Below are 11,919 nucleotides of genomic sequence, written 5' to 3' on the forward strand. Positions count from 1 at the left end.
TCCACCCACTCGCCGGCATCACACGAACCTTCAAGACCGCTGGGAGGCGGTCCGGCCACGCTGGGCGCCATATGTGGAGTCTAAGGAGAAGTCATGGGGGTCTCCCTCTCAACGACCCAGACGATCGCGTTCATGACATTCGCCGCGGTGGCCGCGGGAACTCCCGGTCCCAGCAACGTGCTGCTGGCCGCCGCCGGCGCCAGGGGCGGTATACGGCATGGTGTGCCGAGCCTGCTCGGGCAGGTGGTCGGGATGAGCGCCCTGCTGCTGGCCGTCACCCTGGGAATCGGCGGCCTCCTCCTCGACCGCCCGTGGCTCCTGGAAACCCTCAAGTGGGGTGGCGCGCTGCTGCTTTGCTGGATGGCCTGGAACATCGCGACCGCAACGTTTTCGGAAGGGGACGCGAGCGCCCCTGCTTGGTCCGGCTTCCTCGGCATGGCCGCCTTCCAGTGGGCCAATCCCAAAGGCTGGCTGATCAGCGTCGCGGCGAACGCCGCCTTCCTCGACCAACACGGCGGAATCCTGAGCCGATCCCTCACCCTCACAGTTCTGTTCATGCTCACCGCTCTGCCCTGCTGCCTGCCGTGGCTGGCCTTCGGCGCCGCACTTCAGCACACCCTCCGCACGCCCCGGACCTGGCTCGTCTACCGCTCTGTAATGGCCGGCCTGCTGGTGGCGTCGGTCGCCCTCTTCGTCTGGCCCCACCGCTGATTCGAACTGGGCGAAGACCTTCACCGACCCGCGCCGCCTGACGCGCGGCGACTCATGCCGAGTGGCCTGGAACCCACGAAGCGCGGGTTAGCGAGTACCGCCGCATATGGGGTGGTCTCGGTGTGCGGGATGGGCTTCTCGTCACTGCTCCGGCGCGGACTTGGAGTCTTCAGTCGTCTCGGACGCGGCAGCACTGCGGCGGGCTCGCAGTGCGCGGACTCGGCCCCGGCTCGCGCATGCCGGGGATGGGCACCAGCGCCGCCGCCCCGGCGGGTCGATGAACACGCCCCTGCAGTCGTCCTCCGGGCAGATCTTGAGAGCCAGGCGGTCTGAACCGGTCATCTGATCGACGGCCTGGCGGGCGATCCGGGCGAGGGCGTGCGCGGTCGTCGCCGGGGGCTCGCGTCGCAGCCGGCCGGCCACGGCGAGTTTCACCGGATCGTCGTATTCGGCGAGGAAGTCGGCCAGGTCGGCCACGGCGTCCGCGGGCGGGGGCCGTTCGGCGACGGTGGCGAGCGCCAGGGCGCGCAGCGTCTCGCGCAGCTCGCGCGCCCGGTCCAGGTCGTGCTGGTCAGGCCGGCGCGCCGGAGACAGCTCGCACCGCTCCAGCCAATCGGCGAGGCGGGCGGGTGTGGCCAGGCGCTCGACCGGGTTCGGGCTGAACGCGCGGCCCCTGGTGGCGAGGAGGTTCAACCAGGCGGCGCCGCAGTCGAACCGGAAGGCGAGCTTGTCCTCTCTGACCATGAGGCAAGTGTAACGCTTCATCCGTTACCGAAAATGATGTAACGTCCCAGGCGTTACACAGTCGTTCGAGATGTGAGGGCGCAGTCATGGCGACGCACCAGGGACTGGCAGAGCAGCTGACCCCCGCGCGGCTGGATCGCGACGAGGGCTACCGGATGCTGGATCTCCTCCAGGACGAGGCCGCCCAGCGGGCGGTGCTGCCCGGCCTCGAACAGATCGCCCCCGGATACGCCGACTGGATCGTCACCGCCCTGTTCGGCGGCACCTACCTGCGGGACGGGTTGTCGCTGCGCGACCGGCAGCTCGTCAACCTGGCCGCGCTCACCGCGGTCGGCGGCGTGGACCCGCAGTTGTCCGGCCACGTCAAGACGGCACTGCGGGTCGGCATGACCCGCCAGGAGGTCGTCGAGGTCTTCGTGCATCTGGCGCCGTACATCGGCGTCCCCAAGGCACTGGCCGGCTTGAGGGTCGCCTCGGCGGCCCTCGCCGAGGTCGAGCAGGAGACCGGACGATGACCGCGGCGATCCGGACCGTGCTCGGGGACATTCGGCCCGAGGAGCTGGGCGTCTGCGACGCCCACGACCATCTGTTCATCAGCTCGCCCGCCCTGCCGGGACGAGCACTGGACGACGCGGTGGCCGCACGCTCCGAACTCGACGCGTTCGCCGCACTCGGCGGCCGGGCCGTGGTCCAGTGGACGCCGTGGGGAATGGGTCCGCGCGCCGGAGAGCTGCCCGCCCTGTCTCGGCAGTCCGGCGTCCACATCGTCTCCGCCACCGGAATGCACCAGGCCCGGCACTATGAGCCGGACGAGCTGGGGCGTGTTCGGGACAGCCTGGCCGAGCTGTTCATCAGGGAGCTGACCAGCCCGCCCGTGAAGGCAGGGATGATCAAAGTCGCCGGGGCCTATCACGGCCTCGACGGCCACGCACGCCGTGTTCTGGCCGCGGCCGCCGAAGCCCACCACGCCACCGGCGCGCCCATCGGCGTCCACCTGGAGGCCGGGAGCGCCGCCCTGGACGTGCTCGATGTGCTGTGCGGAACTCACGGGGTCGCCCCGCACCGCGTACTCCTCGGGCACCTGCAGCGTTTCCCGGACGCGAGCATCCACCGGCAGGCCGCCGAGGCAGGCGCGTTCCTGGTGTTCGACGGCCCCTCGCGGGCGCACCACGCCACCGACTGGCTCCTGCTGGGCAGCCTCGCCGCCCTCTCGGACGCCGGCCACGCTCATCAGATCCTGCTCGGAGCCGACACGGTCACCGCGGCCGCCCGCTCCAGCGCCGACGGCCCCGGCATGCCGTTCCTGCTCAGCGGCCTGCGTCCGCGGATCGAGCGGGAACTCGGCCCAGAACTCGCGTCCGCCGTCTTCACCGAGAATCCGGCCCGCGCCCTGGCGGTGCAATGGCGACAGCCATGACGGATGAAATCCCCGATCCTCTGCCGGTCACAAGACGGGAGCGCGCGGGCGGCACCGTGCCGGCACCGGGGCTCTGTCTAGATGGCCGGCAGGGTCATCACGCCGTTGCCGATGATTGTTGCGTGTCCGCCGACGGTGACCTCGGCGAGTCGTCCCTCCTCCTTGCGAGCGGTGCCCTCTAGCGAACTCGGGCGGCCCATGGCGAGTCCCTGGTCGATCTGCACATGGCAGGTGGCGTCTTGGTTCGGTGAACGATGGGCGATGGCGGCGACCAGAGCTGCGCATGCCGATCCGGTGGCCGGGTCTTCGTCGATACCGAGGGCGGGGGCGAACATCCGGGCGTTCAGCCGACTACGGTCGCCATCGTCCTCGGCGAAGACGTACAGGTGGGGCGACCAGCCGTCGGCGACGCCGGCTTCCCATGCGGCCCTGTCCAGCACGGCTCGGTCCACCAGGTCCCGGTCGGTCAGGCGCACGAAACAGAACCTCACCCCTACGCTTGCGTAGAAGCTTTCGGCGACGGAGTCCGGGGGCAGTCCGAGAGCCTTGGTGATGGCATCCACCGGGGGCGTCTCGTCAGCGGTCTCATACTCGGGAGACCGCAGGCAGAGTTGTACCGTCCGCCCGTCAATGGCAACGGACACAGGACCGATGCCCTCTTCGAGGACAAACTGCCGCTGAGCGTCACCTTTGCCGAGGCTCGCCAAGACCGCCGCGGTGCCGATGGTCGGGTGACCGGCGAAAGGCAGTTCCTGGAGCGGAGTGAAAATCCGGACCCGGCAGGTGTTGGACGGGTCGCTGGGCGGCAGGACGAACGTGGTCTCCGGGAAGTTGAACTCCCGCGCCAGGCTCTGCATCTCCGTCTCGGAGATGCCCTCGGCGTCCGGGAACACCGCGAGCCGGTTTCCGCCGAAAGGACGGTCGCTGAAGACGTCGACCAGGGTGAACTCGAAACCCATGCCTCAGCTCACCACCACGTCCATCTCGACTGCCGCACCCAGTGGCAGGGCGGCGACGCCGATCGCGGTGCGCGCGGGGAAGGGCTCGGCGAAATGCTTGGCGTACGCCCCGTTCATGGCCGCGAAATCGTCCATGTCGGTGAGGTAGACCCCGACTCGGACAACGTCGCCGAGACTCTTGCCTGCGCTCTCCAAGACGGTCGAGATGTTGGAGAGGATCTGGTCGGTCTGCTGAGCGACGTCACCGTCGATCAGTGCGCCTGTGGCGGGGTCCTGGGCCACCTGCCCGCTCAGGTACAGGAGTCCGCCGCCGTGGACGGCAAGCGAGAACGGCCCTACCGGCGCCGGGAGCTTGTCGCTGGTGATGGCTTCGCGCGCCATGGTCGATACCTCTTCCCTGTGTCATTCCAGTACTTGCTCATCCGGCGGCTCGGCGCCCCGAGACAAGGGCGTCGGCAGTCATGCCTCGGACAGGAATTCGCTGCTCTCCCGGAGCCGGCGCAGTCGCGCGAGCAGATCGGTGACTTCGGCGTCGCCGAACTCGTCCGCGACCTTCCGCTGCACCTCTTCCCACAGCGGATACGCCTCCGCGTGCTTGCGCACCCCGCGGTCCGTCAGCCGCAGCACCCGGCTGCGCCGGTCCGTCCCCGTCATCGCTTCGACCAGACCCGCCTCCACCAGCGGACCCACCTCGCGGGAGCACGTCGAGCGTTCCATGGCCAAGCGTCCGGCCAGTTCGCTGATGGTCAGCGGGCCTTCCTTCGACAGCCGCGACATGATGCTGTAGCCGGTCACGCGCAGGCCGACCCCCGACAACGCCCGGTCGTACAGCCTGTTCACGGCTCGCGTCGCCATCCGCAGCGAGGTGCACACGCAGTCGCTCTCTACCGGCTTCACAGAAAATGAGTGTATATACACGCATTTGCCTGTCAACCCCCTATGCCCGCGCCGTCTCCCTGGAATGCCCGTCCCGGGGTGCGCCGGTGGCCGCCGCGGCCGGCCTGAGGCAGGGGCCGGCGCGCGGCGGTTGCGGTTGGCCTGCGTGCTGCGTCAGATCAGGGGAGGACGGTCAGGGGCGGGTCCAACGTTGGTTGGCGCCGCCGTTGCATGTCCAGATTTGGAGGTAGGTGCCGTTGGACGTGGCGTTGTTGGGGACGTCCAGGCACTTGTTCGCGCCGACGGCGGTGATGCTTCCGTCGGAGTTGAAGCGCCACTTCTGGTTGTTCTGGCCGTTGCAGTCCCAGATGATCACGCTGGTTCCGTTGGCCGTGCCGTTGTTGTTCACGTCGAGGCACTTGCTTCCGTAGACGCGCAGTTCGCCGGCGGCCGTGGAGGTCCACTGCTGGTTGCTCTGGCCGTTGCAGTCCCAGATTTCGACGCGCGTTCCGTTGGCCTGGGACGCTTCGGTGACGTCCACGCATCTTCCCGAGCCCACTCCGCGGATCTGGGACGCGGGGTTGGGGGTTCCGCCGCTGACCCGGTAGACGACGGTGCCGTGCGAGGGCACGCTCGCCGAGATGGAGCCGGTGGTCGAGGTGACGGCGTTCGTCCAGGCGTCGCGGAGGCTGAAGGAGCTGCCGGACAGGCCGATCGCCGAGGCGCTGGTGCTGACGGTCGTCGTGCCGCCGCCCTGGTTGAACAGCGCGACCGCGACGTCGCCGTTGCTGAGCCGTTTGGCCAGGACGCGGCGGGTGCCGTCGTTGCTGATCTGGTCGGCCTGGAGGCCGAGCGAGTCCTGGTTGATGGCGATCAGGTTCTGGTTCTTCAGGATCGTGGCGGTCGCGGAGTCCATGTTCCGCACGTCGTTTCCCGCGATCAGCGGCGCGGCCATGATGGCCCACAGGGCGAAATGGCTGCGCATCTCGGTGTCGGTCATGCCGCCGCGGCCGACCACCATCATGTCGGGGTCGTTGAACTGTCCCGGCTTCGCGTAGCCCGACAGGGGCACGTTGACGTTGACGATGTTCTGGATGCCCATCGGGTAGCCGTTGGTCTGGCCCGAGTCCCAGACGTTCGTGATGTCCTCGGTCGTCCGCCAGATATTGGCGACGTCGCCCCAGTTCCGCTGCGGGCCGGTCTTCTCGTGGATGCTGTTGGGGTTGATGCTGTAGAGGATCGGCCGCCCGGTGGCCGCCAGCGCGTCGCGCATTTTCGCGAAGGTGCGGACCTGGTCGTCGATGCTGCCGGTGGGAGAGCACCAGTCGTACTTGAGGTAGTCGACGCCCCAGGCGGCGAACTGCCGGGCGTCCTGGGCCTCGTGGCCGAGACTGCCGGTGGCGCCCGGATAGGAGCCGAAGTACTGGGCGCACGTACGGTCGAGGGGCACTTCGTAGAGGCCGAACTTCAGGCCCCTGCTGTGCAGGTAGTCGCCGAGCGCCTTCATGCCGCTCGGGAATCTCGACGGATTGGCCCGCAGGTTGCCGGACGAGTCGCGGTTGGGGTCGAACCAGCAGTCGTCGACCACGACGTACTGGTATCCGAGGTCGCGCATGCCGGAGGCGACGATCGCGTCGGCCGCCTGGTGGATCAGTGTCTCGCTGATGTTGCAGCCGAAGGAGTTCCAGGTGTTCCACCCCATCGGCGGGGTGCGGCCCACGCCGTTGTCCAGCGCTTGGGCCTGGGGGGCGGGGGTCAGTGCGACGGCCATCGCGGCGGCCGCGGCCGCGGTGGTCAGCAGCGCGCGGATTCGTTTCCTGCTCATAGATTCGCTCCGCAGTGTCATGGCCCGTTCCGTGGGGTGGATCGTCTGCGGTGACCCGGGCGGCGGGCCCGGCCTTTCACCGGGCCCGCCGCACCGGGCCGCCGCACCGAGTTCGCGACGGCGGGTCCTCCCCGAGCCGGACCCGTGTCACGTCGTCAGCGCTGCAGTGTCAGCAGACCCGGCCGGTAGGGCAGGAGGCCGTAGTCGCCGCCGGAGTTGGGGCTGCGCCCCTGGTAGAGCAGTTGCAGGTTGCAGGGGTCGACGGTGAAGGTCTGGTCGGCGCTGGTGCGGATCAGTTCGCCGTGGCTGATGTCGTTGGTCCAGGTGGCGCCGCTGTTGGCCTTGCCGGCGAAGGGGTTGCCCTCGCTCGTGGCCTGCGGCGTCCACGAACCGTTCAGGCTGGTGGCCGTGAACGAGCGGAAGTAGCGTCCCTGGGAGCCGATCGCCTCGACGATCATGAGGTAGCGGTTCTGGTCCTTGAGCTTGTAGACCTGGACGGCTTCGAACAGGTTGTTGGTCGAATCGCTCATGATCACGGTCGAGTTCGAGCCGAAGTTGCCGGGGAAGTTCCCGATCGGCATGCTGGCCCGGTAGATCTTGCCGTTGTCGCCGGCGAAGAACAGGTACATGTTCGAGCCGTCGCCGATGAGCGTCTGGTCGATGGGTCCCGTTCCGGAGCCCGAGATGCTCCCGGTGAAGAGCGCGTGCTCGGACGACCAGCCGTTCGGGTTGGCGGGGTCGTTGGACGTCCGGTAGGAGAAGGCGCTGCTGCCCCACTGGTAGGCGAGTACCCAGATGTTCTTCGGCGCGAAGTAGAAGAGCGTGGGAGCCACGGTGGAGTTCGACATCGCGTTCTGGCTGACGGACCCCATCTGCGACCAGTCGCTGAACAGGCCGAAGTTCATCGACCCCCATCTCGTCCCGGTGTCGTGGGTGGTCGCGTAGACGAGGTGCTGGCCGTTGTAGGGAGCGACGGTGAAGTCCTTGAGCGAGACCCACCCTGACCTGGGCTGCGCCAGCGGGCCCGTCGACGTCCAGTGGTACGAGGACGGAAGATCGCACGACTGGCCGGGGTCGCCGCTGCCGCCGCCGACCTCGACGAGCTGCCACTGCTGGTTCGCGCCGCCCCAGTCGTCGTACTGGACGATGTTCGCGCCGTCGGCGGTGGAGCCGCCCTGCACTTCGAGGGCCTTGTTGCTGTTGCGCGAGATGAACCTGACATAGCCTCCCGAGCTGTCTGCGAGCCGCCACTGCTGGTTCGTGCCGTTGTGGTCGGACCACTGGACGATCGGGGCGCCGTTGGCGGTGGAGTAGTTGTAGACGTCCAGCACCTTGCCGGAGTGGCGCGACCTCAGGCGGTAGTAGCCGCCGCCGGAGTCGACGAACTGCCACTGCTGCTGGTACTGGTCGTTCCTGGTCCACTGGGTGATGCGGGCGCCGTCGTTGGTCGCGAGGTTGTAGACGTCCAGGGCCTTGCCGCTGTTGCGGTTGACCAGGACGTACCACTTGTTCACGTCCACTGTCGCGGCTAGGGCGGCCTGTGTGTTGATCACGGACAAGAGCACCGACAGCAGGAGCGATGCAATCACCGCCGCACCGGTCCTCAGCATGGACTTCTTCCCTTCGTGGGTGAATGTTACCGCTAACATTTCGAGCCGGGCAGAACCTCTTCTCCATCGGCGATTGGGGGGAGGTGGTGGTGCGCCGGAGTAAATACGAGGCCGCGCGGCTCGTCAAGGGGCAATCTCGTCGAAACGTTTCGTATGCAGGTCGCCCTGCCAAACCGCGCGTTCACGCCGGTGATCGGGCATCTGCCATGAAATATTTTGAAACTATTGACGAAACGTTCACGGCCTCACACAATGAGTCCCCGACGCCTTGGTGGTGGGCGTTCCGGTGAGGGAACGCGGCGTCTGCTGCACGGCTGTGCCCGTGCCCCTTCTTCGCTTCACTCATGGAGGATCAGACGTGCCCATCAACGTCATGCCCAGGCCCGGAGCCCGCAAGCGGGCTCTTCTCGCCGGCGCCGTCGGACTGCTCACGGCGGCCGCCGCCCTGGTGGCGCCGTCCCCGGCCGTCGCCGCGGAGAGCACGCTGGGCGCCGCGGCCGCGCAGAGCGGCCGCTACTTCGGCACCGCCATCGCCTCGGGCCGGCTCAACGACTCGACGTACACCACGATCGCGAACCGCGAGTTCAACATGGTGACCGCCGAGAACGAGATGAAGATCGACGCCACCGAGCCCAACCGCGGCCAGTTCAACTTCAGCTCCGCCGATCGCATCTACAACTGGGCGGTCCAGAACGGCAAGCAGGTACGCGGCCACACCCTGGCCTGGCACTCCCAGCAGCCCGGCTGGATGCAGAGCCTCAGCGGCAGCAGCCTGCGCCAGGCGATGATCGACCACATCAACGGCGTCATGGCCCACTACAAGGGCAAGATCGTCCAGTGGGACGTCGTGAACGAGGCGTTCGCCGACGGCAACTCCGGCGGCCGCCGCGACTCCAACCTGCAGCGCACCGGCAACGACTGGATCGAGGTCGCCTTCCGCACCGCGCGCAACGCCGACCCGAACGCCAAGCTCTGCTACAACGACTACAACATCGAGAACTGGAACTGGGCCAAGACCCAGGGCGTGTACAACATGGTCCGCGACTTCAAGCAGCGCGGCGTGCCCATCGACTGCGTCGGCTTCCAGTCCCACTTCAACAGCGGCAGCCCCTACAACAGCAACTTCCGCACCACGCTGCAGAACTTCGCCGCCCTCGGCGTCGACGTCGCCATCACCGAACTGGACATCCAGGGCGCCTCCCCCACGACGTACGCCAACGTGGTCAACGACTGCCTGGCCGTCTCCCGCTGCCTCGGCATCACCGTCTGGGGCGTGCGCGACACCGACTCCTGGCGCTCGGACCAGACACCGCTGCTGTTCGACGGCAACGGCAACAAGAAGGCGGCCTACTCCGCCGTCCTCAACGCCCTCAACGGCGGCGGCACCTCCGAGCCCCCGCCCACCTCCGACGCCGGGACGATCAAGGGCGTCGGCTCGGGCCGCTGCCTGGACGTGCCCAACGCCAGCACCAGCGACGGCGTCCAGCTCCAGCTGTGGGACTGCCACGGCGGCACCAACCAGCAGTGGACCTACACCGACTCGCAGGAGCTCCGGGTCTACGGCAACAAGTGCCTTGACGCCGCCGGCACCGGGAACGGCACCAAGGTCCAGATCTACAGCTGCTGGGGCGGCGACAACCAGAAGTGGCGCCTGAACTCCGACGGATCGATCGTCGGCGTCCAGTCGGGCCTCTGCCTGGACGCCGCCGGCTCCGGCAACGGCACCCCGATCCAGATCTACTCCTGCTGGGGCGGCAGCAACCAGCGCTGGACCATCTCCTGACCTTCCGTCCTTCGCGGTGACGGCGGCCCTCGCGGTCGGATGCCCGCCGCGGTGATCACGGCGGGGTGGAGCCAGGAGCGCCCTGGCTCCACCCCGCCGACCATCTGTTTCAGGCGCCCCGCGGCAGGTGGGCCGGGCCGCTGAGGATCGTGGCCCCCGGCCGCCCGGAGCCGGCGCGGCGGGCGGCGAGACGCGGGGACGTGTCTCAGTTCGTCGTCCAGTGCCGGAGCTTCTCGGGGTTGCGCACCGCCCAGATGTGCTTGATCCGGTCGCCTGAGACCTCGAACGCGAACACCGTCACGATGGCGCCGCCATGCTGGGCCACGAGCCCGGGACGGCCGTTGACCGTGCGCTCCAGGATCGCCGTGCCGGCGGGCCTGTGGCCGGCGATCTCGACCCAGGCGCGCGCGATCTGCTCGCAGCCCTCGATCGGGTCCAGGAACGTGAGGGCGAGTCCGCCGCCGTCCGCGACCGCCGTGGCGTCGGGGTCGAGGAGGCCGATCAGGGCCTCGATGTCCTTGGCCTCCCACGCCTGCTTGAAGTCCCTGATGATGGCCGCCTGCCGGGCCGTCGGCGTCGCCGGGTCCTGCGATTCGCGGACGCGGCGGCGGGCCGAGGAGGCCAGCTGGCGGCACGCCGCCGGGGTGCGGCCGACGATCTCGGCCACTTCGGCGAAGGGGTGGCGGAAGACGTCGTGGAGGATGAACGCCACGCGCTCGGCCGGGGTCATCGATTCGAGGACGACCAGGAAGGCCATGTTGACCGACTCGTCCAGGGTGACCCGGTCGGCCGGGTCGGCGAACGCGTCGCCCCGCCGCCCGCTGATCCACTCCGTGCGCTCGGGCAGCGGCTCGGGGATCCACTCGCCCACGTACCGCTCGCGCCGCGCGCGTGCCGAGCCGAGCACGTCCAGGGCGATGCGGCCGGCGACCTTGGTCAGCCAGGCGCCCGGGGACTCGATGGCGCCCCGCTGCTCCCGGGGCATGGCGTACCAGCGGGCGTAGGTCTCCTGCACGACGTCCTCGGCCTCCGCAAGGGAGCCCAGGAGCCGGTAGGCGAGGTTGATCAGGTGGCGGCGCTCCCCCATCAGCGCACCGCCGCCGGAGTCGGGCCGGCTCTGCCCGGCCTCGGATCGGGTGTTCATGGTGTCGCCGGCCCCCTCAGTCGGATCTGTCCTCACCTGTTCGACGAGACAGCACGCGCAGATGTGAGGTCGGCGCGCAGCCTGACATCGCGGGGGGCTGCGTCGTCGTAGTGCCGGAGACGACCACACCGTCCAGCGACAGGGAGCGCAGAGACATCATGACCACATCGACTCCGGCATCACCGTTCACCGACCCCGCACCGGCGCAGCGCCTGGAACGTGCGGCCGCCGCACTGTCGGAACACGGCTTCGCCGTCGAGATCCTCGCCGACGCCGCCGCCGCGCGCACCCGGATCGGACAGCTGATCCCCGAGGGGGCCAGCGTGTTCACCGGGGCCAGCGAGACCCTCCGCCTGTCCGGCATCGACGACGACATCAACGCCGGCGGACGCTACGACGCCGTCAAGCCGCGCGGCCTGGGCATGGACCGGGCCACCCAGATGCGCGAGATCTGGGGGCTCCTGTCCACCCCCGACGTCATCGTGGGCAGTGCCGCCGCGGTGACCGAGACCGGCTCCCTGGTGATCGCCTCGGCCAGCGGAAGCCAGCTGCCCGGCTACGCCGGCGCCGCCGCCCACGCGATCTGGATCGTCGGGGCGCAGAAGGTCGTGCCCGACCTGCCCAGCGCGCTGCGCCGCGTCGAAGAGCACTGCCTCCCGCTGGAGAACGACCGCGCCATGAAGGTCTACGGCCAGCCCAGCGCCATCAACCGCCTCCTCGTCCTCAACGCGGAACCGGTCCCCGGACGCGGAACCGTCCTGCTCCTCCGCGAAGCCATCGGATTCTGAACCGGCGGCACCCGTCACTGAAACCCGCACGGCGGTGGCGCCGGACCAGCGCCACCGCCCCC

General features: G+C 68.9%; 12 protein-coding genes. 5 read left to right on the top strand and 7 right to left on the bottom strand.

The features are described 5' to 3' along the window. The first annotated feature begins 93 nt into the window (after positions 1-93). On the top strand, positions 94-711 hold the full coding sequence (locus tag ACIWVC_RS18945; protein ID WP_396448626.1) for a LysE family translocator: 618 nt from the start codon (positions 94-96) through the stop codon (positions 709-711). Positions 712-852: 141 nt separating this feature from the next. On the opposite strand, the gene ACIWVC_RS18950 is transcribed toward ACIWVC_RS18945, so the two are convergent. Continuing rightward, positions 853-1,455 (bottom strand): CGNR zinc finger domain-containing protein, encoded by a 603-nt coding sequence (locus ACIWVC_RS18950; protein ID WP_396448627.1) that lies wholly within the window; start codon positions 1,453-1,455, stop codon positions 853-855. Positions 1,456-1,541: 86 nt separating this feature from the next. On the opposite strand from ACIWVC_RS18950, the gene ACIWVC_RS18955 reads away from it, so the two are divergent. Continuing rightward, positions 1,542-1,970 (top strand): carboxymuconolactone decarboxylase family protein, encoded by a 429-nt coding sequence (locus ACIWVC_RS18955; RefSeq protein ID WP_396448628.1) that lies wholly within the window; start codon positions 1,542-1,544, stop codon positions 1,968-1,970. Then, entirely contained in the window at positions 1,967-2,872 is a 906-nt protein-coding gene (locus tag ACIWVC_RS18960; RefSeq protein WP_396454388.1) for a phosphotriesterase, read from the top strand. Before ACIWVC_RS18955 ends, ACIWVC_RS18960 begins: the two co-directional genes overlap by 4 nt. Positions 2,873-2,949: 77 nt before the next feature. Here ACIWVC_RS18960 and ACIWVC_RS18965 read toward each other — a convergent pair whose 3' ends face one another. The 5 genes from ACIWVC_RS18965 to ACIWVC_RS18985 all read right to left on the bottom strand — a co-directional run bounded on the left by ACIWVC_RS18965 (position 2,950) and on the right by ACIWVC_RS18985 (position 8,121). Beyond that, positions 2,950-3,831: a PhzF family phenazine biosynthesis protein gene (locus ACIWVC_RS18965; protein WP_396448630.1), complete on the bottom strand. Its 882-nt coding sequence runs from the start codon at positions 3,829-3,831 to the stop codon at positions 2,950-2,952. A gap of 3 nt (positions 3,832-3,834) precedes the next feature. Beyond that, on the bottom strand, positions 3,835-4,212 hold the full coding sequence (locus ACIWVC_RS18970) for a Rid family detoxifying hydrolase (protein WP_396448631.1): 378 nt from the start codon (positions 4,210-4,212) through the stop codon (positions 3,835-3,837). Between the two features lie 78 nt (positions 4,213-4,290). After that, a complete protein-coding gene (locus tag ACIWVC_RS18975) occupies positions 4,291-4,728 on the bottom strand; it encodes a MarR family winged helix-turn-helix transcriptional regulator (RefSeq protein ID WP_396448632.1) in 438 nt (145 codons plus the stop codon). A gap of 172 nt (positions 4,729-4,900) precedes the next feature. After that, positions 4,901-6,532, bottom strand: a complete 1,632-nt coding sequence (locus ACIWVC_RS18980; RefSeq protein WP_396448633.1) for a glycoside hydrolase family 27 protein — start codon at positions 6,530-6,532, stop codon at positions 4,901-4,903. Positions 6,533-6,687: 155 nt separating this feature from the next. Then, positions 6,688-8,121, bottom strand: a complete 1,434-nt coding sequence (locus tag ACIWVC_RS18985; protein ID WP_396448634.1) for a non-reducing end alpha-L-arabinofuranosidase family hydrolase — start codon at positions 8,119-8,121, stop codon at positions 6,688-6,690. A 379-nt stretch (positions 8,122-8,500) separates the two neighbouring features. Here ACIWVC_RS18985 and ACIWVC_RS18990 point away from each other — a divergent pair, with 379 nt between their 5' ends. After that, the gene (locus ACIWVC_RS18990; RefSeq protein WP_396454389.1) at positions 8,501-9,925 is read left to right on the top strand and encodes an endo-1,4-beta-xylanase; all 1,425 of its coding nucleotides are present in this window, start codon (positions 8,501-8,503) and stop codon (positions 9,923-9,925) included. Positions 9,926-10,130: 205 nt separating this feature from the next. Here the strand turns inward: ACIWVC_RS18990 and sigJ are convergent, their stop codons facing one another. Next, positions 10,131-11,069: an RNA polymerase sigma factor SigJ gene (gene sigJ / locus ACIWVC_RS18995; protein WP_396454390.1), complete on the bottom strand. Its 939-nt coding sequence runs from the start codon at positions 11,067-11,069 to the stop codon at positions 10,131-10,133. 158 nt (positions 11,070-11,227) lie between these two features. Here sigJ and ACIWVC_RS19000 point away from each other — a divergent pair, with 158 nt between their 5' ends. Beyond that, a complete protein-coding gene (locus ACIWVC_RS19000; protein WP_396448637.1) occupies positions 11,228-11,857 on the top strand; it encodes an LUD domain-containing protein in 630 nt (209 codons plus the stop codon). The last annotated feature ends 62 nt before the right edge of the window (positions 11,858-11,919 follow it).

This window comes from Actinomadura sp., assembly GCF_044508335.1.
Lineage (GTDB): Bacteria > Actinomycetota > Actinomycetes > Streptosporangiales > Streptosporangiaceae > Spirillospora.